At 69.8% G+C, this 24,905-nt stretch carries 24 protein-coding genes; 14 read left to right on the forward strand and 10 right to left on the reverse strand.

Annotation, left to right across the window (positions count from 1 at the left end):
* Positions 1 to 164 precede the first annotated feature (164 nt).
* The 9 genes from D9R14_RS10375 (at position 165) to D9R14_RS10415 (ending at position 9,080) form a co-directional block, all read left to right on the forward strand.
* The gene (locus D9R14_RS10375; protein ID WP_170168572.1) at positions 165 to 533 is read left to right on the forward strand and encodes a VOC family protein; all 369 of its coding nucleotides are present in this window, start codon (positions 165 to 167) and stop codon (positions 531 to 533) included.
* Between the two features lie 100 nt (positions 534 to 633).
* A complete protein-coding gene (locus D9R14_RS10380; RefSeq protein WP_121623256.1) occupies positions 634 to 1,800 on the forward strand; it encodes an LLM class flavin-dependent oxidoreductase in 1,167 nt (388 codons plus the stop codon).
* A 20-nt stretch (positions 1,801 to 1,820) separates the two neighbouring features.
* The gene (locus D9R14_RS10385; RefSeq protein ID WP_121623257.1) at positions 1,821 to 2,276 is read left to right on the forward strand and encodes a VOC family protein; all 456 of its coding nucleotides are present in this window, start codon (positions 1,821 to 1,823) and stop codon (positions 2,274 to 2,276) included.
* 76 nt (positions 2,277 to 2,352) lie between these two features.
* Positions 2,353 to 3,306: a Bug family tripartite tricarboxylate transporter substrate binding protein gene (locus D9R14_RS10390; RefSeq protein ID WP_121623258.1), complete on the forward strand. Its 954-nt coding sequence runs from the start codon at positions 2,353 to 2,355 to the stop codon at positions 3,304 to 3,306.
* A 34-nt stretch (positions 3,307 to 3,340) separates the two neighbouring features.
* Positions 3,341 to 3,832, forward strand: a complete 492-nt coding sequence (locus D9R14_RS10395) for a tripartite tricarboxylate transporter TctB family protein (RefSeq protein ID WP_121623259.1) — start codon at positions 3,341 to 3,343, stop codon at positions 3,830 to 3,832.
* A gap of 4 nt (positions 3,833 to 3,836) precedes the next feature.
* Positions 3,837 to 5,354, forward strand: a complete 1,518-nt coding sequence (locus D9R14_RS10400; RefSeq protein ID WP_121623260.1) for a tripartite tricarboxylate transporter permease — start codon at positions 3,837 to 3,839, stop codon at positions 5,352 to 5,354.
* Positions 5,355 to 5,408: 54 nt separating this feature from the next.
* Complete coding sequence (locus D9R14_RS10405) at positions 5,409 to 7,325, forward strand: AMP-dependent synthetase/ligase (RefSeq protein WP_121623261.1); 1,917 nt, start codon at positions 5,409 to 5,411, stop codon at positions 7,323 to 7,325.
* Between the two features lie 5 nt (positions 7,326 to 7,330).
* A complete protein-coding gene (locus D9R14_RS10410) occupies positions 7,331 to 8,290 on the forward strand; it encodes a zinc-binding dehydrogenase (protein ID WP_121623380.1) in 960 nt (319 codons plus the stop codon).
* Between the two features lie 178 nt (positions 8,291 to 8,468).
* Positions 8,469 to 9,080 carry a TetR/AcrR family transcriptional regulator gene (locus D9R14_RS10415; RefSeq protein ID WP_170168573.1) on the forward strand — a complete coding sequence of 204 codons (612 nt, stop codon included), beginning with the start codon at positions 8,469 to 8,471 and terminating at the stop codon, positions 9,078 to 9,080.
* Positions 9,081 to 9,083: 3 nt separating this feature from the next.
* Here D9R14_RS10415 and D9R14_RS10420 read toward each other — a convergent pair whose 3' ends face one another.
* The 4 genes from D9R14_RS10420 to D9R14_RS10435 all read right to left on the reverse strand — a co-directional run bounded on the left by D9R14_RS10420 (position 9,084) and on the right by D9R14_RS10435 (position 12,676).
* Positions 9,084 to 9,584: a flavin reductase family protein gene (locus D9R14_RS10420; RefSeq protein ID WP_121623263.1), complete on the reverse strand. Its 501-nt coding sequence runs from the start codon at positions 9,582 to 9,584 to the stop codon at positions 9,084 to 9,086.
* Positions 9,585 to 10,075: 491 nt separating this feature from the next.
* Positions 10,076 to 10,999 (reverse strand): PhzF family phenazine biosynthesis protein, encoded by a 924-nt coding sequence (locus D9R14_RS10425; protein WP_121623264.1) that lies wholly within the window; start codon positions 10,997 to 10,999, stop codon positions 10,076 to 10,078.
* Positions 11,000 to 11,356: 357 nt separating this feature from the next.
* Positions 11,357 to 11,824 carry an acyl-CoA thioesterase gene (locus D9R14_RS10430; RefSeq protein WP_121623265.1) on the reverse strand — a complete coding sequence of 156 codons (468 nt, stop codon included), beginning with the start codon at positions 11,822 to 11,824 and terminating at the stop codon, positions 11,357 to 11,359.
* Positions 11,825 to 11,830: 6 nt separating this feature from the next.
* A complete protein-coding gene (locus tag D9R14_RS10435) occupies positions 11,831 to 12,676 on the reverse strand; it encodes an enoyl-CoA hydratase (RefSeq protein WP_121623266.1) in 846 nt (281 codons plus the stop codon).
* Positions 12,677 to 12,764: 88 nt separating this feature from the next.
* On the opposite strand from D9R14_RS10435, the gene D9R14_RS10440 reads away from it, so the two are divergent.
* A complete protein-coding gene (locus D9R14_RS10440) occupies positions 12,765 to 13,931 on the forward strand; it encodes a M20 aminoacylase family protein (protein ID WP_121623267.1) in 1,167 nt (388 codons plus the stop codon).
* A gap of 12 nt (positions 13,932 to 13,943) precedes the next feature.
* Here D9R14_RS10440 and D9R14_RS10445 read toward each other — a convergent pair whose 3' ends face one another.
* From D9R14_RS10445 to D9R14_RS10455, 3 genes are all read right to left on the reverse strand, one after another.
* Complete coding sequence (locus D9R14_RS10445; protein ID WP_121623268.1) at positions 13,944 to 14,387, reverse strand: SRPBCC family protein; 444 nt, start codon at positions 14,385 to 14,387, stop codon at positions 13,944 to 13,946.
* Positions 14,388 to 14,571: 184 nt separating this feature from the next.
* Positions 14,572 to 17,010, reverse strand: a complete 2,439-nt coding sequence (locus D9R14_RS10450; RefSeq protein WP_121623269.1) for an EAL domain-containing protein — start codon at positions 17,008 to 17,010, stop codon at positions 14,572 to 14,574.
* Between the two features lie 350 nt (positions 17,011 to 17,360).
* Complete coding sequence (locus D9R14_RS10455; protein ID WP_121623270.1) at positions 17,361 to 18,062, reverse strand: DUF1013 domain-containing protein; 702 nt, start codon at positions 18,060 to 18,062, stop codon at positions 17,361 to 17,363.
* Positions 18,063 to 18,374: 312 nt separating this feature from the next.
* Between D9R14_RS10455 and ispH the strand changes: the two genes are divergently transcribed.
* Genes ispH through rnhA form a run of 3 tightly spaced genes read left to right on the forward strand, consistent with a single transcriptional unit; the run spans position 18,375 to position 20,781 of the window.
* Entirely contained in the window at positions 18,375 to 19,337 is a 963-nt protein-coding gene (gene ispH, locus D9R14_RS10460; protein ID WP_121623271.1) for a 4-hydroxy-3-methylbut-2-enyl diphosphate reductase, read from the forward strand.
* A gap of 3 nt (positions 19,338 to 19,340) precedes the next feature.
* Positions 19,341 to 20,306, forward strand: a complete 966-nt coding sequence (locus tag D9R14_RS10465) for a homoserine kinase (RefSeq protein WP_121623272.1) — start codon at positions 19,341 to 19,343, stop codon at positions 20,304 to 20,306.
* Between the two features lie 13 nt (positions 20,307 to 20,319).
* Positions 20,320 to 20,781: a ribonuclease HI gene (rnhA, locus tag D9R14_RS10470; protein WP_121623381.1), complete on the forward strand. Its 462-nt coding sequence runs from the start codon at positions 20,320 to 20,322 to the stop codon at positions 20,779 to 20,781.
* Between the two features lie 3 nt (positions 20,782 to 20,784).
* On the opposite strand, the gene D9R14_RS10475 is transcribed toward rnhA, so the two are convergent.
* From D9R14_RS10475 to D9R14_RS10485, 3 genes are read right to left on the reverse strand one after another with little or no spacing between them, the layout of a single operon-like run.
* Positions 20,785 to 21,330 carry a biotin transporter BioY gene (locus D9R14_RS10475; RefSeq protein ID WP_121623273.1) on the reverse strand — a complete coding sequence of 182 codons (546 nt, stop codon included), beginning with the start codon at positions 21,328 to 21,330 and terminating at the stop codon, positions 20,785 to 20,787.
* 3 nt (positions 21,331 to 21,333) lie between these two features.
* Complete coding sequence (locus D9R14_RS10480; protein ID WP_121623274.1) at positions 21,334 to 21,951, reverse strand: energy-coupling factor transporter transmembrane component T family protein; 618 nt, start codon at positions 21,949 to 21,951, stop codon at positions 21,334 to 21,336.
* A complete protein-coding gene (locus D9R14_RS10485) occupies positions 21,948 to 22,703 on the reverse strand; it encodes an energy-coupling factor ABC transporter ATP-binding protein (RefSeq protein WP_121623275.1) in 756 nt (251 codons plus the stop codon). The genes D9R14_RS10480 and D9R14_RS10485 overlap by 4 nt, the downstream gene beginning before the upstream one ends.
* Positions 22,704 to 22,941: 238 nt before the next feature.
* Between D9R14_RS10485 and D9R14_RS10490 the strand changes: the two genes are divergently transcribed.
* A complete protein-coding gene (locus tag D9R14_RS10490; protein ID WP_121623276.1) occupies positions 22,942 to 24,768 on the forward strand; it encodes an IlvD/Edd family dehydratase in 1,827 nt (608 codons plus the stop codon).
* The last annotated feature ends 137 nt before the right edge of the window (positions 24,769 to 24,905 follow it).

Raw genomic sequence — 24,905 nt, forward strand, 5'->3', positions numbered from 1 at the left:
CGGTTTTTTTTGCGTTCCGGACCCGGGTCCGCCGCGTTTGCATTGAGATGGCTCAAATTGCTCCGAGGCCTATTGACACGCCTCGGGATCGGCCCCTTAATCTGCGAATTAACCGATCAATAAGTAGGTGGGCGATGCAGAGCGTCGACCTCCGCCAGACGAGTATGCCCGCGCCCGGATCCGGCACGCCCGACCTCGGTCAGGTGATCTATCCGGTGCGCGAGATGGCGCCCGCGGTCGCCTTCTACCGCGACGTGGTGGGCCTGCCGCTGAAGTTCCAGGACGGCGACCGCTGGGCCGCCTTCCGCGCCGGCGCCGCCACCTTCGCGCTGGCGCCGGGCGCGACGGGGGGCGGCGCCACCGCCGCCTTCCGCGTCGCCGACCTTGCCGCCTTCGCCGCCGCGCTCGCGGCACGCAGCCCGGCGCCGGTGCCCGCCATCGCGCGCGGCGCCCACGAGCTCACGCTGACGCTCGTCGACCCGAGCGGCAACGCCGTCGTCTTCTACCAGAGCCTGCCGCAGCCGGCCGGCTGATCTCGACACGACCTTCGGGCGTCGCGGCCCCCGGAACCGCGCCGCCCGAAGCCCTGAAGACCGCGCCGCCCCAAGAGGCGGCCAGAAAAGGGAAACGACAATGAAATTCGGCTTTCTTTCGGAAGGCGATCCGCGTCCGGGACAGACCTATTCCCAGCGCTACTGGGACCTCGTCGAGGAGGTGATCCACGCCGACAAGATGGGCTTCGACGTGTTCGGCTCCTCCGAGCAGCACTTCGCCATCGGCGTCGCCTCCATCTCCGCGCCCGAGTGCTTCTACCCCTATCTGTTCGCCAAGACCGAACGCATCCGCTTCCGCCACGCGGTGACGCTGCTTCCGTTCATGATCAACCACCCGCTGCGGGTGGCCGAGCGCATCGCCACCCAGGATATCCTCTCGCGCGGGCGCATCGAGCTGGGCACCGGCCGCGGCAACACCATGCTGACCCTGCGCGGCTTCGGCGTCGACATCGACACCACCCGCGAGCAGTGGGAGGAGGGCATCGACCTGATCAAGGCGGCCTTCACGGAAGACCCCTTCACCTTCGAGGGCAAGTTCTTCAACGTGCCGCCGCGCAGCCTGATCCCGAAGCCGATCCAGGACCCCCATCCGCCGATCTTCGTGGCCTCGACCGGCCCGGATTCGCTGCGCCGCGCGGGGCAGAAGGGCCTCGGCGTGATCACCAGCGCGGTGGAGCGCGGCTGGTCCTACGTGGAGGACGCGATCAAGGTCTACCGCGCCGAGGCCGATGCCGCCGAGGCCTCGGGCATGTACGTGACCAACGCCATCGCCGTGAACACAACGGCGCACTGCGCCCATACCACGCAGAAGGCCATCGACGAGGCCGGCGCGGTCATCATCAAGGAGCGCAAGCTCGCCGGAGACGCCTATGCGCGGCTGTCCACCATCTCGCCGGACTATGCCTACATGCGCGACATCGCCGCGCTGGGCGAGGCCATGGAGAACCTCGACTATCTGCGGCTCGAATCCGGCTCGATCATCATCGGCGACCCGGACCACTTCATCGAGCAGATCCAGAAGTTCGAGGCCATGGGCGCCGACGAGGTGTGGTTCCGCCTCGACAGCCTGCCGCACCACATGGTGATGCAGTCCATCGAGCTGATCGGGCGCTACGTGATCCCGCAGTTCAAGGATCCGCGCCAGGTGGTGCAGCACCCCGAGATCATGCGCAACAAGCTCAAGGCCAAGCGCGCCGAGCTGGCGCGGCTCAAGGAAGAGGCCGCCGGCGCGCCGGTGCCGGTCTAGGCGCCGGGGCGGGGGCGGGCATGGAGATCCTCAGGATCGGCACCATCAACGTGGCCGTCGGCGACGCGATGGCGGCCGGCCGCCTGTTCTCCCGCCTCGGCCTGCCCACCCGGCAGGCCGACCTGGTGCGCCTGCCGGACCGGCCGGCGCAGATCAACTATCTCCAGTCGCCGGTGGGGGAGAGTTCGCTCTCCTTCGTCGAGCCCGCCGATCCCGGCAGCCCGGTCGCCCGGTTCCTGGAGCGGCGGGGCGAGGGCCTGTTCTCGCTCTCCATCGAGGTCCGCGGGCTCGACGACCTGATGGCCGCCTGGCGCGCCGCCGGCGTCGAATGGGTGCTCGACGCGCCCATGCGGTTCGAGGCCGGCCCGGGACGCCCGCAGGGCGGCGCGGCCAACTGGACGCGCCCGCGCACCACGCTCGGCATGATCATCGAGGTGATCGAGCGCGGCAGCCCCGAAGACGGAGGACCCAACTGAGGCCGCGCCTGCGACCGGGCACCACAAGCCCGGCCGGCGTCTTCCTGCGACCCCTTGCGCCTTGAAAGGAAAAACAATGACCTTCCAGAAGCTTGTCACTGCTACCCTGTGCGCCGCCGCCACGCTTTGCGCGAACCCGCTGCGCGCCGACACCTTCCCCACCAAGCCGGTCACGCTGGTGGTGAACTATCCCGCCGGCGGCGGCTCCGACGCCATCGGCCGCGCGCTCGCGCGCGCCATGGAGAAGCCGCTCGGCCAGCCGGTGCCGGTGGAGAACGTGGCCGGCGGCGGCGGCACGCGCGGCGTCACCGCGGTGGTCACCGCGCCGCCGGACGGCTACCGCATCGGCGTCGCCACCAACAGCCCCATGACCATCGCCGTGCACAACGTCGCCGGCCTGCCCTGGAACTCGCCTGGAACCTACGAAATCCTGGGCGGCATCGGCTCCATGTACAACGCCGTCTGCGCCCAGCCGGACGCGCCCTTCAACACGCTGAAGGAGATGGTGGACTACGCCAAGAAGAACCCCGGCCAGCTCAAGGTCTCCAGCATCAAGGGCGGGCTCAACCAGTACACGTGGGACCAGTTCGCCAAGGCCGCCGGCATCGACGTTCGCTTCGTGCCCTACAGCGGCGACGCGGACGGCATCGCCTCCTTCCTCGGCAAGAACACCGAGCTGGTGAACCTCACCTGGCCGACGCTGCGCGCCCAGATGGACGCCGGCAAGGCCAAGTGCCTCGCCATCTTCGCCCCGGCGCGCGTCACCACCCATCCGGATGTGCCCACCTTCAAGGAACTGGGCTACGATGTGATCACCACGTCCGACTATGTGGTCTATGCGCCGAAGGACCTTCCCGCCGACGTGCGCAAGAAGCTGGTCGCCGCGGTCGAGACGGCGGTGAAGGATCCGGACTTCGTGAGGGTGCTCTCGGCCCAGAGCATCGTCGTCGCGTTCCAGGACGGCGGCGACATGAAGACCCGCTTCACCGAGGTCTACGACGCCTTCGCCAAGGCGAAGGGCGCCAACTGATCCGCCCCGTCGGGCCGGCGAGGGGAGAAGCGGGATGGAGCGTTTGCGGGACATCACGCGCGGGCAGGTCAGGATCGCAGCCGCGATCCTGACGCTGATCGGCGCGGTCTATACTTGGCAGGCCACCAAGCTGCCCATCGGCGACCCGATCGGCAGCGAGGAGGGCGGCACGCCGATGGTGATCGGCGTGCTGTGGGTGCTGTTCGGCATCTATGTGACGCTCAAGGCCCCCGCGCCCGGCGCCCAGGACGACGAGGTGGGCACCTGGCCCAGCCGCGCCATGGCGATGCGGCTCATCGCAGTGGCGGCGCTGTGCGGCGCCTACATCGTGCTGCTGCCGTGGCTCGGCACCATCGCCACCTCGTTCCTGTTCATGACCGCCATGGCGCGCATGTGCGGCGCGCCATGGCTGCGCTCCATGGCGGCGAGCATCATCCTCGCCGTCGCCTTCTGGCTGCTGTTCGTGAACGTGCTCGACCTCTCCCTGCCCACGGGAGCCTTTTTCGACGCGCTGAGGTGGGGGTAGGACCATGGATCTTCTGAGCGCGATGGCCAGCGGGTTCCTGGTCGCCCTCCAGCCCGAGAACATCCTCGCCGCCTTGGTCGGGGCGCTCGTCGGCACCGCGACCGGCGTGCTGCCCGGCCTCGGCGTGTTGGGCGCCATGGCGATCCTGATGCCGATCACCCTGCATCTGGCGCCGGTGACCGGCATCATCATGCTGGCCGGCATCTATTACGGCGCCATGTATGGCGGCTCGACCACGGCGATCCTGCTCAAGATCCCAGGCGAGAGCGGCTCCATCGTCACCACGATCGACGGCTATGAATTCGCCCGCAAGGGCCGTGCCGGCGCGGCGCTGATGATCTGCGCGGTCGGCTCGTTCATCGCCGGCACGGTCAGCATCCTCGGCCTCAGCCTGTTCCTGCCGTTCCTCTCGGACGCGGCGCTCAGCTTCTCCTCGCCGGAGTTCTGCGCCCTGGCGGTGCTCGGCGCGCTGACCTTGATCCGCATCACCGGCGGCGACCCGGTGATGGGCATGATGATGCTGCTGGTCGGCATGGGGCTCGCCACCATCGGCGTCGACGCGGTGGGCGGCAGCACGCGCTTCACCTTCGGCACCGAGAGCCTTGCGCTCGGCTTCGACCTCGTGCCGGTGGCGCTCGGCCTCTACGGCATGAGCGAACTGCTGCAGGTGCTGCAGACCCGCAAGGGCTTCCCCAAGGCGGAATCGGTGCGTCTGCGCGACATGGTGCCGACGCGCGCCGAATGGAGCCGCGCCTGGCCCGCCATCGTGCGCGGCTCAGGCATCGGCTTCTTCATCGGCCTCCTGCCGGGGCCGGGCTCGCTCACCTCCACCTTCGCGTCCTACGGGATCGAGAAGGGGCTCGCCCGCGAGCACAAGCGCGAGTTCGGCAAGGGCGCGGTGGAGGGCTTCGCCGGGCCGGAGGCGGCCAACAACGCGGTGGCGACCTCGGCGCTGGTGCCGGTCATCAGCCTCGGCATCCCCTTCACGCCAAACGTTGCGCTGCTGCTCGGGGCGCTGATCGTGCAGGGCATCCAGCCCGGCCCGCTGCTGCTCTCCCAGCGGCCCGACATCGTCTGGGGCCTGCTCGCGTCCATGTATATAGGCAACATCGCGCTTCTGGTCCTCAACCTGCCGCTGGTGGGGCTGTGGGTGCGCCTGCTGAGGGTGCCGCAATACATCCTGGTGGGGTCGATCTTCGTCGTGTCGATCATCGGCGTCTACACCATGCGCTCCAGCATGTGGGACCTGGTGGTGCTGTTCTCCTGCGGCTTCGCCGGCTTCTTCCTGCGCCGCATGGGGTTCGACATGGCGCCGCTGGTGCTCGGCCTGGTGCTCGGGCCGATCTTCGAGAAGTCCCTGCGCGAGACGCTGTTCCTGAGCGGCGGCGACCTGTCGATCTTCGTCACCCGGCCGATCTCGGCGGTGCTGGTCGGGCTGTGCGTGGTGGCGCTCGCGCTGCCCACCGTGTTCGCCTGGGTCAAGCGCCGCGGCGGCTGGAGCAAGACCGTGCCGGCGCCCTGAGACGGCGGCAGGCGCTCCCTCCCATCCTCCATCCTCTCGGTCCGGAACTGCGTCATGGCCAAGCACATCTTCTGGGAAGCGGAACCGCTTGTGGTGGAAGCCCAGACCGCGGACTGGACCATCCCCGCCATCGTGCGCGAGCGCATGGTCCGCGACGCCGAGCAGGCGGTCTATTTCGTGCCCGAGGGCGAGGGCTTCCGTCCGGTGTCCTGGCGCGATTTCGGCACCGCCGTGGCCGAGATCGGCGCCGGGCTGAAGGCGCTGGGCTTCGGGCGCGGCGAGCGCGCCGCGATCATGGGTGAGCCGACGCTCGAATGGGTGGAATGCGACTTCGGCGCGCTGGTGCCGGGGGGCACCACGGTCGGCATCTACCAGATCAGTTCCTGGCAGGAGGTGGCGCACGTCATCGCCGATGCGCGGCCCCTGGTGTTCTTCGGCCAGAAGCGCAGCCACCTGGAATGCGGCCTGCGTGCCGCGAAGCCGCTCGGTCCGGTGCGCCTGTTCGTGCAGATGGAGGGCGAGACGGACGGCCTCGAACCGCCGGACGCGGATGCGCGCATCATCACCCTTTCGGAGCTGCGGCGCATCGGCGCTGCGGCGCTCGCCGCCGATCCCGCGCTGTTTGGCGCGATGGTGGATGAGGGCCAAGGCACGGACGTCGCGCGCATCATCTTCACCTCCGGCACCACCGGACGGCCGAAGGGCGTCATGTATACCCACAAGGCCTGGCTGCTGGTGGGCGAGCAGTGGGTGATGCGCTTCCCGCCGATCCGCCGGCGCCCGCACGTGCATGTGGCGTTCCTCTCCACCGCCCACGTCTCTTCCGCCATGGTGACCGAGATCGTTCCGCTGGTGTCGAAGCTCCAGCCGCACTTCGCGCCGGAGAAGATCGAGCTGGTGGACGTGTTCCGCCGCGCCCGGCCCGAGGTGCTCGGCATGACGCCGCGCTTCTACCAGAAGATCGCCGTGCAGCTTGCCTTGAAGCAGCAGGAGGGCTCCACCCTCGACCGCCTCGCCCACCGCCTCGCAATGAGCATCGGCCGGCGCGTGGTGGACGACTACTGGCGCGGCGTTCCCTCCGCCCGCTGGCGCGTGGCGCTGCTCGACCTCGCGCGGCGCACGCTGTTCCGTCGCCTGCGCGCCACCGTGGGGCTCGACCGGGTGGCGCGGGCGCAGACCGGCTCAGCCATGATGCCCATGGACGTCGCCGCCATGTGGGCGATCTGGGGCATGGACATCCGCGAGGCCTACGGCCTCAGCGAGGCGGCCTGCGCCGTGTGCTACCAGCAGCGGCCCTTCCCCAAGCCCGGCACCATCGGCCGGCTGATGGACAACATGCCCGACAGCGACCTCAGGCTCGCCGAGGACGGCGAGATCCTGTTCAAGTCGCCTATGGTGTTCTCGGGCTATTGGGAGCAGCCGGAGGCGACGGCAAAGGCGCTCCAGGACGGCTGGTTCCACACCGGCGACATCGCCGAGCGCACGCCCGACGGCGACCTGCGCCTCGTCGGCCGCAAGAACGACGCCATCTCCACCGCCGGCGGCAAGACCATCAACCCCGCCGAGATCGAGAACGCAATGAAGCTCAGCCCCTTCATCTCCGAGGCGGTGGTGTTCGGCCAGGGCGAGAAATACCTCGTGGCGCTGGTGGAGATCGAGCGCGATAGCACCGCCCGCTGGGCGCGCGACGCGGGCCTTTCCGCCTCGACCTATGCCGAGCTTGCCGCTGCGCCGCAGGTGGAGAAGCTGATCGCCGCCGAGGTGGCGAGCGCCAATGAGGGCTTCGGCCGGGTGCTCCAGGTCAAGCAGTTCCGCATCATTCCCCAGCCGCTCGACAGCGTCGCCGACGCCCTCACCTCGGCCAAGAAGGTGAAGCGGCGCGTGGTGCGCGATGCGTTCCACGACCTCGTCGAGGGCATGTACGACCGCACGGAGGAGGCGATCCTCGCGACGCCGGCGGGACGGCGGTGACGGCCATGCTCGCGGCCTATGCGGCCCATTTCGACCCCGGCCACCCGCTCGCCGGCCTGAAGGTGGGCCCGCGCCCGGTGCCGGAGCCGCCGGAGGGCTGGGCGCGGGTGAAGGTGGTCGCCGCCTCGCTGAACCATCACGATCTGTGGTCGCTGAAGGGCGGCGAGGCCATGCGCCAGCGCGGCGGCGCCGGCCTGAGCGAGGCCGACCTGCCCCGCATCCTCGGCATGGATGCGGCCGGCATCACGGAGGAGGGGGAGGAGGTCATCCTCCACCCGCTCATCGCCCGGCCCGCCTTCGGCGTGCTCTCCGGCCGCTATGACGGCACCTTCGCCGAACAGGTGTGCGTGCCGCGCGCGAACCTCGTGGCGAAGCCCGCCGTGCTCGGCTTCGAGGAGGCGGCGTGCCTGCCCACCGCCTGGCTCACAGCCTGGCGCATGCTGTTCGAGAAGGCACGGGTGCCTCCGGGCGGCGCCATCCTGGTGCAGGGGGCGAGCGGCGGGCTCTCCACCGCCCTCGTCATGCTCGCCAAGGCGTCGGGGCTGAGGGTCTACGTCACCGGGCGCAGCGAAGCCTCCCGCGCCTTCGGCCTTGCCATCGGCGCCGATGCGGCGGTGGAGATGGGCGGCCGCCTGCCGGAGCGGGTGGACGCGGCGATGGATTCGGTCGGTCCGGCGACCTGGGACCATTCGCTGAAATGCCTGAAGCGCGGCGGCGTGATGGTGGTGCCGGGCGGCACCACGGGCTACCGGGCGAGCGTCGACATCGCCCGGCTGTTCACCATGGACCTTTCCATCGTCGGCAGCGCCATGGGCTCGCGCGCGCAGCTTGAGGAGCTGGTCGCGTTCTGCGCGGCGCACGGCCTGCGCCCGCCGGTGGCCCAGGCGTTTGCGCTCGCCGAGGCGGCGGCGGCGTTCGAGGCGCTGGAGCGCGGCGCGGCCGGCAAGATCATCCTGCGCCCGTGAGGAGCGCCCATCGGCCTCACCCCGTATTTATCCGGAGCGCCGCTTGTTTGCTTTCATGCCGTGATCTGGCGTAATAGCCTCGCGTCGAGCCTGCCGAGCGGCGAGACCTTCAACCGTGCGGAATTCAGGAATGACTGTGGAAGAGCAATCAAACCGGGGACGCAGGGAAGAGGTACTCATGGCTGCGGCCGCGGTGTTCTCCGACAAGGGGTATCGCGCCAGCACGATCCAGGACATCGGCCGCGAGCTGGGGACCACGTCTGCCGCGCTCTACTATTATTTCGGCAGCAAGCAGGAGATTCTCGGCGAGCTGATCGTGCGCCCCGTGCGCCAGCTGCGCGAGATGGCGGCCGAGGTGGCGCGGAGCCCGCTCTCCAACCGCGAGAAGCTGGGCGAGATCGTGCGCCGCCACATCGACATGATGCTGAAGCAGCGCGACCTGTTCACCATCTTCCTGCGCGAGCGCGTCGAGCTGGAGCCGCAGCACGCCGGGCGCCTCGCGGAGATGGAGGAGGAATACTACCGCCAGATCCGCGCCATCATCGAGGACGCCGCACGCGCCGGAGAGATGCGCGCCGTGAACCTGCAGATGCTGGCGCTCGGCATCATCGGCATGACCAACTGGGTGCTGCGCTGGCACAAGCCCGACGGCGCGCTCGGCGCCGACGAGATCGCGCGCGCCTACATGGACATCCTCGGCGGCGGCGCCTTCAAGGACCCGCCGGGCAGCGCCGGCGCCGCGCCGGTTCCGGTCGAGGCGGCGCGCCGGCGCGTCAAGCGCGCCTCCTGAGCCTCACGCCGCCTGCGCGGCGCTCTTGTGGAGCTGGGCGAGCCGCCCGCGCGCATGGACCAGCGGATGGCGCGCCTCGAACGCGGCGCCGTCCTCCACCTTGGCGATGACCACCAGATGGTCGCCCGCATCCACCAGCTCGTGCACCGTGCATTCGGCATAGGCGACCGCATGGTCGGCGAGGATCGGCGCCCCGTGCGCCCGCTCCGAGGGCCGCCAGGGGAGGCCGGCGAACTTGTCCGCCGTGCGGGAGGCGCAGGCATAGGCGACGTCGCCGCCATTCTCCGCCAGGAAGTTCACCACGAACGTGCCGCGCTCGCGCAGCACCGGCAGCGTGCCCGAGGCCTTGCCGATGCACACCAGCAGCATGGCCGGCTCCAGCGACACCGAACACACGGCGCTGCAGGTGAGCCCGCGCGGGTTGCCCTCGCCATCAAGCGCCGTCACCACCGACACCCCGGTGGGGAAGGAGGACATGATGGTCTTGAACAGGGGCGACTCCATGGGGAGAACCTCGTTCTATTGATCGATAAGTAAGAGATAGGCCAGAACGCCGCACCTGTCAAGGCGCGTCGGTGCGGCGACAGGAAATGTTCTTCGATCGCAGGAGGTTCCATCGGCCCGCGCCCCGCGGGGACCCCAGCCTGAGGTTGCCCGCCAAACGGCGTATCGGTGATCGCCGCCCCGAAACGGTCAGAGCGCGCCTGGATCACGCGCGCCGTCATGCCCCTCCCCCGCCCCGCGACCAGTCCAAGGATGGGCCCTCCGATCAAGTCGGCGGGCGACGGCGGTGGATGGGGCGAGGGGGCGCAATGCCCATCACCGTCATGCCCCGGCTTGTCCGGGGCATCCACCTCGCCCTATGCGCGGCGACCCAATCCTGAGCGCCCGCCCGGCCGTTGCGTGGATCCCCCGGACGAGCCGGGGGGTGACGGCGGTTCAGGGAGGGCAGGGCGCGGAACTTCGCCAAACGGCCGTCATGCCGCCGGCCGATCTCAACCCGCGCGGCGGGCCAGTGCGGCGCGGGAGAGGGCGCCACCGCCGATGCGCACCGCCCCGCCGCCCACATGCACGCCGGAGATGCGGCCGCCCGAAACGTCCACGGTCAGCTCCACCAGGCTCGGGCGTCCCATGTCCTCGCCCTGGCGGATGGCGAAGCGGGCCTCGCCTTCGGCAAGCGTCCGCAGCCCGGCGAGATAGGCCGCCAGCGCCACCGCTGCGACCCCGGTGGCAGGGTCTTCGGCGATGCCCATTGAGGGTGCGAACATGCGCGCGCAGATGTCGGTGCCGGCGCCCCAGTCCTCCATGGCCAGCGCATAGAGGTGCGGCGCCGGGCCTTGTGCGATCTGTGCCTGCCACAGCGCGCCGTCGAGGCGAATGCGCGCGAGCGCGGCCCGGTCGCGCACCGGGATGAAGGTGAAGGGCACGCCGCCCGAGCAGCAGGCGGGGGTTACGGCGCCGTCCAGCACGTCGTCCGGCGCGAGGCCGAGCAGACGCGCCAGCAGCGACGCCGGCGGCGCATCGGCGATCCGCTCCGGCATCTTCGGGCTGGACAGCACCGCGCGGGGCGCGCCGGCCGACGCCAGGATGCGCACCGGCACCGGCCCGATCGTCTCGTGCAGCACGATCCGCGTGCCGCCGACGAGAGCGTGCAGCACCAGCGCCGTGCCGATGGTGGGATGGCCCGCGAACGGCAGTTCCGACAGCGGTGTGAAGATGCGCACGCTGTAGCCCTCCTCACCCGCCGGCGGCGGGGAGACGAAGGTGGTCTCGCTGAGGTTCAGCTCGCGGGCGATGGCCTGCATCTCGCCGTCCGAGAGGCCCTCCGCCTTGGTGAACACCGCCAGCGGATTGCCGCCGAACGGCGTATCGGTGAACACGTCCACCAGCACATAAGAGAGGTCTTCGGAGGCAGGCATGGCGGTCTCGCGTTCCGATCATTCACGGCATCAGACTTCGTTTCGCTCCGTCATGCCCCGGCTTGTCCGGGGCATCCGGGCCACCTCCCCGCCTTGCGCCCCGCCGCAGGATGGGCCCTCCGGTCAAGCCGGAGGGCGACGGCGGTGACGGGGGCGACGGGGGGGGGAAGCTCTCACCGCCGTCATGCCCCGGCGTGTCCGGGGCATCCACTTTGCCGTCTGCCCTGCGCCCCGATGCTAAGCGCAGGCGCGGCACCGGGTGGATCCCCCGGACAGGTCGGGGGATGACGGCGGGACTGTGTTCCTCACGGCAGTTCCAGGAGATCGTCCGATCAGCTTGCGGCGGATCGGTGCGCTCTAGCCCGCGGGCGCACCGGTGGCGATGCCCTCGTGGTCGAGGATGGCCTGGCGCCAGCGGTCGGGAATCGCGCTGCCTCTGCCGGTCGCCTGGTCCACGTGGACATGCACGCCGCTGCCCTCGGCGATCAGCGCGCCGTCGGCCAGGCGGGTGAGCGTGAAGGCCCACCCCGCGCTCGACCTCTTGATCCACGGCACCTTGATGGTGATGCGGATGTCGTCGTCGAAGCGCCCCACCGCCCGGTAGCTGACGAGGATCTCCGCCAGCACCCAGTGGTCGAGATCGCGCGGGATCGCCATCCCCGTCACCGTCTTGTAATAGAGGATGCGGGCTTCCTCGATATACTTGACGATGTTGGCGTTGTTCAGATGTCCCGAGGCGTCGAGGTCGCTGAAGCGCACCTTGATGTCCAGGGAGACGGGCGCCCCCGGTTCCGGCGCCCCGGCGCTGTCCTGCGCGCGCTCCATGGCCGGTCAGACCGCCTTCGGGGTCATGCGGCGCGCGTCCTTGGTGGAGCCCGCCTCCTTGCGGCGTGCGCGCTCGACTTCCGCCTCCTGGGTGAAATGCGAGAAGACATGCGCCATGAAGTGGTATTCGAACGCCTCCCGCTGGCCCATGATGTCCAGCGTGCGGTTGATGGAGGCCTTGGTGAGTTCCAGCGAAACCGGCGGCTGCGCGGCGATCTTGAGCGCGAGCTTCTTCGTCTCCGCGTCGAGCTGGTCGCGCGGCACCACGCGGTTGACGAAGCCAAGCTGCTCGGCGCGGCGCGCGTCCACCACGTCGCCGGTGAACAGGAATTCCTTGGCCCGGCGGGCGCCCATGTCCCACGGCTCGAACAGCATCTCGCCCACCGCGCAGAAGCGGCTGAGCACCGGCATGCCGAACTTCGCATCCTCCGAGGCGACGATGAGGTCGCACATGGCCGCCCCCATCATGCCGGCCGCGAGGCAATAGCCGTGCACCTGCGCGATCGTCACCTTGCGGGTATTGCGGATGGCGAGGCACTTGTCGAAATACATCTTGCGCTCGGTCTCCAGCCGGCGCTCGGGGGTCGCGTACATGGCCGCGACCTCGGGCACGAAGTCGATGTCGGAGACGTCATGGCCGGATGAGAAGGAGGGGCCTTCCCCGCTGAGCACGATGATGCGCACGTCCGGGTCTTCGTCCGCCGCCATCATGGCATCGTGAAGCTGCTGGATCATCTCGAGATTCTTGGCATTGTGCTTCTCGGGACGATTGAGGCTGATGCGGGCGATCGGGCCATCGCGCCACGTCTTCACGAACTCGGTCGGCGCGGCCGAGGGCTGGGCGAGCGTCATGGGTGACTCCTTGTCCGGATTCTGAATTTTACTGTACCATTAGTAAGTAGGTCGTCAAGCCGCCGCGGCGGCCATCGGAGGCAGGCAGATGGGATCGAACGCAGCCGCTTATTTCGAGGCGCTCGCGAGGGAAATGGCCGACTGGCGCCGCACGCTGCACCAGCATCCCGAACTCGCCTATGAAGAGCGCTGGACCTCGGATTACGTCGCCGAGAAGCTGAAGAGCTTCGGCTACGAGCCGGAGCGGGGGCTCGGCGGCACCGGCGTGGTGGCGAGCCTCTCGCGCGGCGCCGGGCCTTCGGTGGGCCTGCGCGCCGACATGGACGCGCTGCCGATCCATGAGCAGACCAATCTGCCCTACGCCTCGCGCATTCCCGGCAAGATGCACGCCTGCGGCCATGACGGCCACATGACCATGCTGCTCGCCGCCGCCCGCTATTTCGCCGAGAACCCGCCGGCCGAGGGCACCATCCGCTTCATCTTCCAGCCGGCGGAGGAGGGCGCGGGCGGCGCCAAGGCGATGATCGACGACGGCCTGTTCGCCCGCTTCCCGGTGGACCGGGTGTTCGGGCTGCACAACTGGCCGGGCCAGGAGAAGGGCTCGTTCGCCGGCCGCGCCGGGCCGCTGATGGCGGCCTTCGATATCTTCGACATCACCCTGTCCGGTCGCGGCGCCCACGCCGCCATGCCGCACCAGGGCACGGACCTGCTGCTCGCCGCCGCCCAGGTGCAGACCCAGCTCCAGTCCATCGTCGCGCGCGCGCTCGATCCCCTGGAGAGCGCCGTGGTGTCGGTGACGCAGATCCATGGCGGCGACGCCTACAACGTGCTGCCCGCCGAGGTGGTGATGCGCGGCTGCGCCCGCCATTTCACGCCCGCCGCCCAGGACCTGATCGAGGCCCGCATGGGCGACATCTGCCGCGGCGTCGCGACCTCGTTCGGCTGCGAGGTGACGCTGGCCTATGACCGGCGCTATCCCGCGACGGTGAACGCCGCGGCCGAGCTGGACCTTGCCGCCGCCGCGGCGCGGGCTGCCGGCGCCACCTCGGTCGCCACCGAGGTCACGCCCTCCATGGTGTCGGAGGACTTCTCCTTCATGCTCAAGGAGAAGCCGGGGTGCTATCTGTGGCTCGGCACCGGCCCCATCGAGGGCGGCAAGTCGCTCCACAGCCCCACCTTCGACTTCGACGACAGCGTGCTGGCGCTCGGCGCCACCTGGTGGGTGGAGGTGGCGCGCCAGGCGCTGAGGGCCTGAGCGCCCCGGGCGCTACTGGCCGATCTCGGCCTCCACCAGCCGCGCGAGGCTGCGCAGCGACTGCTGCCAGCCGAGATAGCAGGCCTCGGGCGGGATCAGGTCCGGCACGCCCGCCTGCTCGATCTCGACCTCGGTGCCGACCGAGACCTTCCTGAGCACCACGCTCACCACCATCTCGCCGGGCAGGTTGGGATCGTCGAAGCGGTCGGTGTAGCGCACGAGCTCGCCGGGGACGAGGTCGAGATAGGCCCCGCCGAAGGCGTGGCTCTCCCCGTTCGTGAAATTGCGGAACGACATGCGGAACGTGCCGCCGACCTTGGCCGCGAGGTGCTCGACCGTGCAGGTGAAGCCGTCGGGCGGCAGCCACTTGGCGAGCGCGTCGGCCTCGGTGAAGGCGCGGTAGAGCTTCTGCGGGCTGGTCGAGAAAACGCGGTGCAGGCGGATGGTGCTGGGCATCGGTGCGGGTCCTCCTGGGACCGGCCGGAACTGCGCCGTCCGGTCCTGGTGCCTTGCGGCGGGTGCGGGGCCGGACTGCGTGCCGCGGCAGCGACTTGCCGGCCCCCGCCCCGAGGACGGACGAGTGCGGGATTTGCCGACATCGGCCGGGAACAAGGCTGTCTGTCCGGAACTGCCCGCCCGGTCAATGGGTCGCCGGGGCGGGCGCGGGGCCGCCGCGCTCCGTCATCCAGGCGATCAGGCCGTCCGGGGTCAGCGGCCGGGAGAACAGGTAGCCCTGGACCACCGAGCAGCCCAGCTCCTCCAGGAAATTGTGCTGCGGCTCGGTTTCGACGCCCTCGCACACCACGTCCAGGCCCAGGCTCTGGCCGATGCCGATCACCGCCCGCACCAGTGCCTTCGCATGACCGTCGTCGTCGAAATGCTGCATGAAGCTGCGGTCGATCTTGAGCTCGCTGATCGGCAGCCGGGAGATGTTGGAAAGGCTGGAGAATCCGGTGCCGAAATCGTCCATCGACAGGCCGACGCCCAGATCCCGAACGGCCTGCACGGTCTCCAAAGTGCGCCCGCCCCGGTCGACCATGATGCTCTCGGTGATCTCCACCGTAAGGCATTGCGGCGGCAGGCCGTATCGCTCCAGAACGCCGGCAATGAAGCCGGGCAGGGCGCTGTTGCGGAAGTGCAGCGCCGACAGGTTCACCGACACGGAGGGAATGCTGATGCCCAAGGCGCGCCACCGCGCCAGCTGGCGACAGGCTTCGCCGAGCGACCAGGTGCCGATGGCCTCGATCTGGTCGGTCTCCTCGGCGACCGGGATGAACTGGTCCGGCGGAATGCGGCCGAGGGTCGGATGGGTCCAGCGCGCCAGCGCCTCAACCCCGTGCAATGCCAGGGTGCCGGGCGTCAGCTGGGGCTGGTAGTGCAGTTCCAGCGCGTCGCCCGCGATCGCCTCGCGCAAGGCGTTGCCCAGGCGAAGCCGCTGCTGGAGCACGGCATCCATCTCCGGGCTGAAGAAATGGATGGTGCCGCGCTGCGTCTTCTTCGCCTCCGACAGCGCGGCGCCGGCATGCTGGAGCAGCGTCTCTCCATCACGGCCGTTTTCCGGATAGAGGCTGATGCCGACGCTCGCCGACTTCGCCAGCCGGACGCCGGCGAGATCGAATGGCTCGCTCAGCGCCGCGAGCATCCTCTGCGCCTCGGCCGCCGCACGCTCCGCAGCGCAGACCGGCAGCACCACGAGGAACTCGTCGCCGTTGAAGCGGTAGACCGAATCGCCGCCGTGGAACAGGCGCTCCAGCCGGAGCGCCACCTCCATCAGCATCTGGTCACCGGCGCTATGGCCCAGGGTCTCGTTGACATCGTTGAAGCGGTCCATGTCGAGGAAGAAGAAGGCGACGTTGTCGCCCGCCGCCTCGCGCAGCTGGCCATCGATGTCCTGGTGATAGCGAGTCCGGTTGGGCAGGCCGGTCAGCGGGTCGAAATGGGCGAGCCGGGTGATCTGCTCGCTCGCCTCGTGCCGCTCGATGGCGATCATGCACAAATGCAGGCAGGTTGCGACGATCTGCTCGTGCCACGGGCTCGGGCCGCGGTTTTCCGCGTAATAGAAGGCGAAGGTGCCGACCACGCGCCCGGACCGCGCCTTGATCGGCGACGACCAGCAGGCTTTGAGATGGGGCGGCAGGCCGAGATCGAGAAACGGCGCCCACAGGGGGTCGCTGTAGATGTCGGTGACCTGGACCGGCTCGCCGCGATAGGCCGCGGTGCCGCAGCTTCCGCAACAGGGTCCGATGTCGGCCCCCTCTATGGCCGCACTGAAGGCGGCCGGCAGGCGCGGCGCGGAGAGGGGCCGGAGCTTGCGCTCCGCATCCACCAGGATGAAAGAGCACACCACCTCCGGCGCCAGCGCCTCGACCCGCCGGCACAGGAAATCGCCCACGTCGCGCAGCGAGGCGGCGCTGGTCAGCGCCTCCAGCATCTCCCGACGCAGGGTTTCGATCTGCTTGTCCTTGGTGATGTCCTCCATCACGAGCACGATGTTGCCGACGGTGCCGTCCGAACCGAACACCGCGCTGACCGAGATCAGGACCAGAATGTCCCGGCCGGACTTGTCGCGGGCAAGAAACTCGTCGTGAAAGGACTCGCCGCTGGCGGCGCGCTGGCGGAGCCGGGCGAGGGCTTCCCGATCGGTGTTCGGTCCCTCCAGCACCTCGGTAGGCACGCGGCCGACGATCTCCGCCATGGTGTAGCCGAACAGGTCGGTGAAGGCAGGATTGGCGTAGATCACGCGCCGACGCTCATCGAGCAGAAGCAGGGCGTGGTCGGTGGCGTTCGCCACCAGAGAGAGGCGGCGCAGCTGTTCGCGGGCCTGAAGATCCTCCGACGCATCGTGCAGGACCGCCACCCGGTGCTGCTCGCTGCCCACCTGAAAGGTCGCCTCGGACAGGACCGCCCAGCCGTCGCTGCCGTCGGGACGCCGGATACGGACCTGCCGGCGCGCCGCGCCCTGGTCGGTCTCGACCAGCAGCGGACCGTCGCCGGCATCGTCGCAAACGCGGATAAGCTCTCCCGATGCGTCGGCAAGAGCCTGAATCAGCGTGTCCCTCCGGTCTGCCGTCATCCCCATCGGACCACCGTCACGGAAGAAATGGCAGTCTATGCCACCTTCAGTCTGCGGTCCATGACGACATGACGCATGTCTTCACCCATCGGCCGTCTTGGTCAATTCGCCAACGGGCCGTCGGTTCGTCGCCGAGGTCTTTCCCGCGCACGCCGGAAATTCTGCCGCGATCCGGCACGGTCTTCGCTTCATGCTTGCCGCGTGTCAGCGTCTAACGGGGAAGTGATCCCGTGCGTGTGGGCGGAAAGCCGGCCTTCATCGCCGCCAAACGGCGGCGTGCGCCGGGTGCGGGCCGTCCACGCAAGCCCGATGCCGACGCTGCGGTCGGAGCCGGGCGGCCGCGCGGGCGCGGGGCCTCACTCCTCCTCTTCCTCCTCGCCCTTCCGGGAGCCGCCGAGCTTGGCGAACACGGTCTCCAGATCGAGGGACTCGCGACCCTTGCCGCGCGGCTCCTCGGCCTCTTCGTGGGCGGTGGTGACGTCGGCGGGCAGCAGCGTCGCGCCGCGCTCCTCGGCGGGGGAGGTGGGGCGGTCCTTGGCGGCCTTCTGGACCTCCATGTCGAGATCGATCTGGCTGCACAGGCCGAGCGTCACCGGGTCCATGGGCTGGAGCTGCGCCGAGTTCCAGTGGGTGCGCTCCTTGATGGACTGGATCGTCGCCTTGGTGGTGCCCACCAGGCGGATGATCTGCGCGTCCTTCAGCTCGGCGTGGTTGCGCAGCAGCCAGAGGATGGCGTTCGGCCGGTCGTGGCGGCGCGAGACCGGGGTGTAGCGGGGGCCGCGGCGCTTCTTCTGCTCCGGCAGGCGCACCTTGGATTCCAGCAGCTTGAGGCGGCGGTTCGGATCCTTCTCGGCGAGCGCGATCTCCTCGCGCGCGAGCTGTCCGGTGGAGATGGGGTCTAGCCCCTTGATGCCCTGGGCGACCTCTCCGTCGGCGATGCCCTTCACCTCCAGCGGGTGGAGCTTGCAGAAGTCGCCGATCTGCTCGAAGGAGAGCGCCGTGTTGTCCACCAGCCAGACGGCGGTGGCCTTGGGCATCAGCGGAACGTTGGTCGACATGGCGGCCTCGGATGTCTTTGCGCTCAGCGCGGTGTTCGGGTTCGTGATGCGCGGGCTCGGGATACGGGGGCTCTGCGGCACGCCCCTCCCCTGGGGCGGACCACGGCACCAATCGCGATGTCCGGGATGCACACAACATAGGCGGACGGCGCGCCAGTTGCAATTCCCACGCGGCCGCGGGCACGCGAAGCGTTCACGGATGGTAAAATGGCCGCGCCCCGGCGCCTGCGCGCTTGACACGCCGCGCGGGAGCATCCCATCTCCGATGCGTTGCGCGGGCTGATCCGGGCCCCGCCACCGACGGAACCTTCGATGGACGCAAAGCCGCCCCTCCGCATCCTCCTGTGCGCCCCGCGCGGCTTCTGCGCCGGCGTCGTGCGCGCCATCGACGCGGTGGAGCAGGCGCTGAAGCTGTACGGCGCGCCGGTCTATGTGCGGCACGAGATCGTCCACAACAAATACGTGGTCGAGGGGCTGAAGAAGAAGGGCGCGGTGTTCGTCGAGGAGCTCAGCGAGGTGCCGGACACCAAGGCGCCGGTGATCTTCTCCGCCCACGGCGTTCCGAAGTCGGTGCCGGCCGAGGCGGCGGATCGCAACTTCTTCGCCATCGACGCCACCTGCCCGTTGGTGACGAAGGTGCACCGGGAAGCGCAGGTGCACTTCAAGCGCGGGCGGCACATCCTGCTGATCGGCCACCGGGGCCATCCGGAGGTGGTGGGCACCATCGGCCAGCTGCCCGAGGGCGCCATCACTTTGGTGGAGACCGCCGAGGACGCCCGCGCCATCGCCCCTGCGGACCCCGAGAATCTCGCCTACGCCACCCAGACCACGCTCGCGATCGACGACACGGCGGAGATCGTCGCCATCCTGCGCGAACGCTTCCCGGCCATGGCCGAGCCGCACAAGGAAGACATCTGCTACGCCACCACCAACCGCCAGGAGGCGGTGAAGAAGGTGGCGCCGAAGGTGGACGCCATGATCGTGGTCGGCGCGCCCAATTCCTCCAATTCCCAGCGCCTGCGGGAGGCGGCCGAGCGCGCGGGCTGCGCCCGCTCGGCGCTGGTGCAGCGCGCGAGCGACATCGACTGGTCGGTGTTCGGCGCCGTCACGAGCCTCGGCATCACCGCGGGCGCCTCGGCGCCGGAAGTGCTGGTGGAGGAGATCATCGACGCTTTCGCCGAGCGCTTCGCGGTGGACGTGGAAAGCGTGACGTCGGCGCAGGAGGACATGTTTTTCCCTCTGCCCCGCGCGCTGCGCCCCAGCGCCGCGGAGTAGGCCGTGGCGGTCTATACCGACGTCTCGGCGGCGCAGATCGCCGCGTTCCTGAGCCTCTACGACATCGGCACGCTCACCTCCTTCCACGGCATCGCCGAGGGGGTGGAGAACTCGAACTTCCTGGTCCAGACCACGGCCGGGACCTACATCCTCACGCTCTACGAGAAGCGCGTGGCGCGCGAGGACCTGCCGTTCTTCCTCGGCCTGATGCAGCACCTTGCCAAGCGCGGCCTGTCCTGCCCGCTGCCTGTGGCGGCGCGCTCCGGGGCGATGCTGGGGGAACTTTCGGGACGCCCCGCCGCCATCGTCACCTTCCTGCCCGGCGTCTCGGTGCGCCGGCCCAGCGCCGTGCACTGCGCCGAGCTCGGGCGCGGCCTCGCCCAGCTCCACCTCGCCGGCCGCGACTTTTCCATGCGGCGGGCGAACGCGCTTTCCGTCTCTGGCTGGCGTCCGCTCTATCGCGGCGCGCGCGGGCGGGCGGACGAGGTGGCGCCCGGCCTTGCGGCTACCATCGAGGAGGAATTGTCCGACCTGGAACGCGACTGGCCCGCCGGCCTGCCGGCGGGGGTGATCCATGCGGACCTGTTCCCGGACAACGCCTTCTTCCTCGACGACGCGCTCTCCGGCATCATCGACTTCTATTTCGCCTGCACCGATTTCCTCGCCTATGACGTGGCGGTGTGCCTGAACTCGTGGTGCTTCGAGCCCGACGCCTCCTACAACGTCACCAAGGGCCGGGCGTTGCTCGCCGGCTATGAGAGCCTGCGCCCCCTTGGCGCCGACGAGGCCTCCGCTCTGCCGCGCCTCGCGCGCGGGGCGGCGCTGCGCTTCCTGCTCACCCGCCTCGTGGACTGGCTGAACGTGCCGGAAGGCGCGCTCGTGCGGCCCAAGGACCCGGTGGAATACCTGCGCAAGCTGCGCTTCCACCGCGCGGTGGACAGCGCCCGCGACTATGGCCTCGCCCCGTGAGCGCGGCATTCCGATGAAGAAGGAAGTGGAGGTCTTCACCGACGGCGCCTGCTCGGGCAATCCCGGCCCCGGCGGCTGGGGCGCGCTTTTGCGCTTCGGCGCCCACGAGAAGGCGCTCTCGGGCGGCGAGGCGCTCACCACCAACAACCGCATGGAGCTGATGGGCGCCATCTCCGCGCTGGAGGCACTGAAGGAGCCGTGCACGGTCGACCTTCACACCGACAGCGAATACCTCAAGAACGGCGTCACCAAGTGGATGCACGGCTGGAAGCGCAACGGCTGGCGCACCGCCGACAAGAAGCCGGTGAAGAACCAGGACCTGTGGGAGCGGCTCGACGGGGCGCTCAAGCGCCACGAGATCCGCTGGCACTGGGTGAAGGGCCATGCCGGCCACCCCGGGAACGAGCGCGCCGACGAACTGGCCCGCGAGGGCATGGCCCCGTTCAAGCTGCGCCGGGCCGTCAGCCCGCAATAGGCCTCACGCCGGAGGCGGCGCCCGCCAGCCCTTGAGCACGGTCGTCGCCAGCAGCGCCGCCGCCAGCGCCTTCAGGAGATCGCCGGGGAGGAAGACGGCGGAGGCCAGCGCGGCCTTCTGGAGGCCGATGCCGGCCACCGCGCCGAGCACCGGGATGCCGCAGAGATAGACTACGCCGATGCCGCCGATCACCGCCGCCACGAAGGCCGAGACGAGCGCGCCGAGCGGCAGGCGCGGCGCGAGAAGCCCGGTCACGTAGGCGCCGGCGATGTAGCCGAGGAAATAGCCGGCCGTCGGCCCGAACAGGATGCCGAGCCCGCCGCGCCCGCCGGCGAGCAGCGGCGCGCCGAGCAGTACCACGAAGCAGAACAGCGCCACCGCGCCGGCCCCGGCCCGCGCGCCGAGCAGCAGGCCCGCCAGCATCACCCCCAAGCTCTGCGCGGTGATGGGCGCCCCTGCCGCCAGCGGCAGGAAGAGCGGCGGCACGAGCCCGAGCGCGCCGATCAGCGCAGCCATCAGCGCCATGCGCACGAGGGTCCTGGTCTCCATGGCTCATGGCCTCCGGCGGGTTCGATGAGAGGAGAAGCCGCGCGCGTCCAGCGCCTCGGCCACCTGGTCGGCGCCGCGGAGCGCGCCGGCAAAGAAGGCGGCGAATACCGCAAGGCGCGGCCGGCGCGGGCTCCTGGCGCGCCAGGCCTCCTCCCGCGCGCGCCAGCTCGCCGCCAGCACCGGCACGAAGCGCAGCACCAAAGCCACAGCCAGCGCCAGCCGGCGCGGATCGAGCCCGACCGCGCCGAGCGGCCGCAGCACAACGCCGAGCGCCTCCATCATGTCGTCCAGCCGGGTGGAGAGCGTCACCAGGTCCGCCATCAGCACCATGGCGAGGATGCGCAGGACGCTCGCGAGCGCGGCGGCCGGCGTCTCCGCCAGCGCCTGGATGATGCCGATGATGGCGAGCAGCGGCACCAGCGGCGCCCATTGGGTAAGCCGCGCCATCCCGCGCCGGCCCAGCGCCGCATAGGGCACCAGCACGAGCGCAAGCGCCAGCGCGAGCAGGCGGGGGTCCTGGAGCGGCAGCAGCGCGATCGAGCCGAGAGCCAGCCCGGCGAGCTTCGCGCCGGCCGGCAGCCGGTGGAGCGCGGTGTCGGCGGCAAGGTAGCCGCCCCTCACGGCAGGCTCCCCTGCGCCGCCGCCTTGGCGCGGGCGTGGCCGCCATAGGCGGCGAGCACGGTAGCCGGCGCGCCGTCGGCGGCGACGCGGCCCCGGTCGAGCCAGACCACCCGGTCGAAGCCCTCCAGAAGGTGCAGGTCATGGGTCGCCATGATGACGTGGAGGTCCAGTGCCGCGAGGCGGTCCGATAGGAACAGCCGGGTCGGCAGATCAAGGCTGGCGAAGGGCTCGTCCAGCAGCAGCAGGCGCGGGCCGGACGCGAGCGCGGCGAGGATGCACACCAACTGCTTCTGCCCTTCGGAGAGTTCCTCCACCGCGCGGCCTTCCCAGCCGGCGCAGCCGTGCGCCGCCAGCAGGCGTCCGGCATGGGCATAAGCCTGCGCCTTTCCCATTCCCTGCTCCAGGGGGCCGAAGGCGATCTCCTCGCCCACGGTGGGGAAGATGATCTGGTGGTCGACGTTCTGGAACACGAAGCCGGCGAGGGCGGGCAGCGCGCGCCGGTGGGCGCGGGTCTCCAGGCCGCAGACCTCGACCGTGCCGGCATCCGGCAGCAGCAGGCCGTTCAGCAGCCGCAGCAGCGTGCTCTTGCCGGAGCCGTTGTCGCCCACGAGGCCGATGCGGCGCTCGGACAGATCGAGGTCCAGCCCGTCGAACACCGTCCGACCGCCGCGCGACAGCCGCACGCCCCGCAGCCGCGCATCGGCGGCGGAGGTGGGGGAGGCGGCGGTGACGGAGCCTGCGGTAGCGGACATGGCGGCCTTACTCTTTGCCGCTCCGCAATAAACCCTTCGCCGCGCGAGGCAAGGGCCGTCCGCCGGTGTGCGGCGGGCAGTCCGCCGGGGGTGCACGCCGGGCGCGAATGCTGCAGCGCAAAGGGCCTGCACGGCGGCGCGAGAGTGAAATCCCGTTGATTTTTAAGGGCACGCGGCGCATAAATCGCCGCCGATCAAATCGATTAAAACGCCGGTCAGGGCGAAAGGGAGAGGGTGCATGTCGGGACGAGGCTCGGGACAAGGCGAGCAGCCGGAGAAGCACGGGCTGAAGCTGAGAAGTCAGCTGTGGTTCGACAACCCGGACAATCCGGGCATGACGGCGCTCTACCTGGAGCGCTACCTGAACTTCGGCCTCACCCGCGAGGAGCTTCAGTCCGGCAAGCCGATCATCGGCATCGCCCAGACCGGGTCCGACCTCTCCCCCTGCAACCGCCACCATCTCGACCTCGCCAAGCGCGTGCGCGCCGGCATCGAGGCCATGGGCGGCGTGCCGTTCGAGTTCCCGGTCCATCCGATCCAGGAGACCGGCAAGCGCCCCACCGCGGCGCTCGACCGCAACCTCGCTTATCTCGGCCTGGTCGAGGTGCTCTACGGCTATCCGCTGGACGGCGTGGTGCTCACCACCGGCTGCGACAAGACCACTCCGGCGTGCATCATGGCCGCCGCCACCGTAAACATCCCGGCCATCGTGCTCTCGGGCGGGCCGATGCTGAACGGCTGGTGGAAGGGCGAGCGCACCGGCTCCGGCACCGTGGTGTGGAAGAACCGCGAGCGCTTCGCCGCCGGCGAGATCGACTATGACGAGTTCATGGACGTGGTGGCGTCTTCCGCCCCCTCGGTTGGCCACTGCAACACCATGGGCACCGCCTCTACCATGAATGCGCTGGCCGAGGCGCTGGGCATGTCGCTGCCCGGCTGCGCCGCCATCCCCGCGCCCTATCGCGAGCGCGGGCAGATCGCCTACGACACCGGCAAGCGCATCGTCGAGATGGTGTGGGAGGATCTGAAGCCGTCCGACATCCTCACCCGCGAGGCGTTCGAGAACGCCATCCGCGTGAATTCCGCCATCGGCGGCTCCACCAACGCCCCCATCCATCTCAACGCCATCGCCCGCCACGTGGGCGTGCCGCTCTCGGTCGATGACTGGCAGAGCGTCGGCCACAAGATCCCGCTGCTGGTGAACCTCCAGCCCGCCGGCGAGTATCTCGGCGAGGAATTCCACCGCGCGGGCGGCGTGCCCGCGGTGGTGGCGGAGCTGATCGAGAAGGGCAAGATCCACGAGGGCGCGCTCACCGTGAACGGGCGCTCCATGGGCGAGAACTGCAAGGGCAAGCTCTCCTGGGACCGCGACGTCATCAAGGCCTATGACGCGCCCATGAAGCAGGATGCCGGCTTCATCGTGCTGCATGGCAACCTGTTCGACAATGCGGTGATGAAGACCTCGGTGATCTCGCCCGAGTTCCGCGAGCGTTTCCTGTCCAACCCGAGCGACCCGGAGGCCTTCGAGGGCCGCGCCGTGGTGTTCGAGGGGCCGGAGGACTACCACCACCGGATCGACGACCCCACGCTCGGCATCGATGAACACACGTTGCTGTTCATCCGCGGGACCGGCCCGCTGGGCTATCCCGGGGGTGCGGAGGTGGTGAACATGCAGCCGCCGGCGGCGCTCATCAAGAAGGGCGTCCACGCCTTGCCGTGCATCGGCGACGGACGCCAGTCGGGCACGTCGGGCTCGCCCTCTATCCTCAATGCGGTGCCGGAAGCGGCGGCGGGCGGCGGCCTTTCGCTGCTGAAGACCGGCGATCGGGTGCGCATCGACCTCAACAAGTGCACCGCCGACATCCTCATTCCGCCGGAGGAGCTCAACCAGCGGCGCGCCGATCTCCAGGCCCATGGCGGCTTCCCCATGCCCAAGAGCCAGACCCCCTGGCAGGAGATCCAGCGCTCCATGGTGGCGCAGTTCGACGAGGGCATGGTGCTGAAGCCGGCGGTGAAGTACCAGCGCGTGGCCCAGACCATGGGCGTTCCCCGCGACAACCACTGAGCCCGCCGCGACCCCATGGCGCGGACGCGGCGCAGCCCCTCGTGCGAACGGCCCGCGCGCCGTTGCGCATGTATACCGGAGAGATCGTTCCGCCCGGGCGGAGCGCGTCCTAGTATCCGGCCCGCCGCCGTTCTTCC

The sequence above is a fragment of the Xanthobacter tagetidis genome, from assembly GCF_003667445.1.
GTDB classification, from domain to species: domain Bacteria; phylum Pseudomonadota; class Alphaproteobacteria; order Rhizobiales; family Xanthobacteraceae; genus Xanthobacter; species Xanthobacter tagetidis.

Excerpts from the sequence above, each read along its gene's own strand:
- ispH (WP_121623271.1), top strand. The coding sequence starts at position 18,375 with ATGGACGCAAAGCCGCCCCTCCGCATCCTCCTGTGCGCCCCGCGCGGC.
- D9R14_RS10440 (WP_121623267.1), top strand. The coding sequence starts at position 12,765 with ATGGGATCGAACGCAGCCGCTTATTTCGAGGCGCTCGCGAGGGAAATG.
- D9R14_RS10390 (WP_121623258.1), top strand. The coding sequence starts at position 2,353 with ATGACCTTCCAGAAGCTTGTCACTGCTACCCTGTGCGCCGCCGCCACG.
- D9R14_RS10415 (WP_170168573.1), top strand. The coding sequence starts at position 8,469 with ATGGCTGCGGCCGCGGTGTTCTCCGACAAGGGGTATCGCGCCAGCACG.
- D9R14_RS10445 (WP_121623268.1), bottom strand. The coding sequence starts at position 14,387 with ATGCCCAGCACCATCCGCCTGCACCGCGTTTTCTCGACCAGCCCGCAG.
- D9R14_RS10450 (WP_121623269.1), bottom strand. The coding sequence starts at position 17,010 with ATGGGGATGACGGCAGACCGGAGGGACACGCTGATTCAGGCTCTTGCC.
- D9R14_RS10420 (WP_121623263.1), bottom strand. The coding sequence starts at position 9,584 with ATGGAGTCGCCCCTGTTCAAGACCATCATGTCCTCCTTCCCCACCGGG.
- D9R14_RS10400 (WP_121623260.1), top strand. The coding sequence starts at position 3,837 with ATGGATCTTCTGAGCGCGATGGCCAGCGGGTTCCTGGTCGCCCTCCAG.
- D9R14_RS10475 (WP_121623273.1), bottom strand. The coding sequence starts at position 21,330 with ATGGAGACCAGGACCCTCGTGCGCATGGCGCTGATGGCTGCGCTGATC.
- D9R14_RS10455 (WP_121623270.1), bottom strand. The coding sequence starts at position 18,062 with ATGTCGACCAACGTTCCGCTGATGCCCAAGGCCACCGCCGTCTGGCTG.
- D9R14_RS10435 (WP_121623266.1), bottom strand. The coding sequence starts at position 12,676 with ATGACGCTCGCCCAGCCCTCGGCCGCGCCGACCGAGTTCGTGAAGACG.
- D9R14_RS10410 (WP_121623380.1), top strand. The coding sequence starts at position 7,331 with ATGCTCGCGGCCTATGCGGCCCATTTCGACCCCGGCCACCCGCTCGCC.
- D9R14_RS10395 (WP_121623259.1), top strand. The coding sequence starts at position 3,341 with ATGGAGCGTTTGCGGGACATCACGCGCGGGCAGGTCAGGATCGCAGCC.
- D9R14_RS10425 (WP_121623264.1), bottom strand. The coding sequence starts at position 10,999 with ATGCCTGCCTCCGAAGACCTCTCTTATGTGCTGGTGGACGTGTTCACC.
- D9R14_RS10385 (WP_121623257.1), top strand. The coding sequence starts at position 1,821 with ATGGAGATCCTCAGGATCGGCACCATCAACGTGGCCGTCGGCGACGCG.
- D9R14_RS10375 (WP_170168572.1), top strand. The coding sequence starts at position 165 with ATGCCCGCGCCCGGATCCGGCACGCCCGACCTCGGTCAGGTGATCTAT.
- D9R14_RS10430 (WP_121623265.1), bottom strand. The coding sequence starts at position 11,824 with ATGGAGCGCGCGCAGGACAGCGCCGGGGCGCCGGAACCGGGGGCGCCC.
- rnhA (WP_121623381.1), top strand. The coding sequence starts at position 20,320 with ATGAAGAAGGAAGTGGAGGTCTTCACCGACGGCGCCTGCTCGGGCAAT.
- D9R14_RS10485 (WP_121623275.1), bottom strand. The coding sequence starts at position 22,703 with ATGTCCGCTACCGCAGGCTCCGTCACCGCCGCCTCCCCCACCTCCGCC.
- D9R14_RS10380 (WP_121623256.1), top strand. The coding sequence starts at position 634 with ATGAAATTCGGCTTTCTTTCGGAAGGCGATCCGCGTCCGGGACAGACC.
- D9R14_RS10490 (WP_121623276.1), top strand. The coding sequence starts at position 22,942 with ATGTCGGGACGAGGCTCGGGACAAGGCGAGCAGCCGGAGAAGCACGGG.
- D9R14_RS10405 (WP_121623261.1), top strand. The coding sequence starts at position 5,409 with ATGGCCAAGCACATCTTCTGGGAAGCGGAACCGCTTGTGGTGGAAGCC.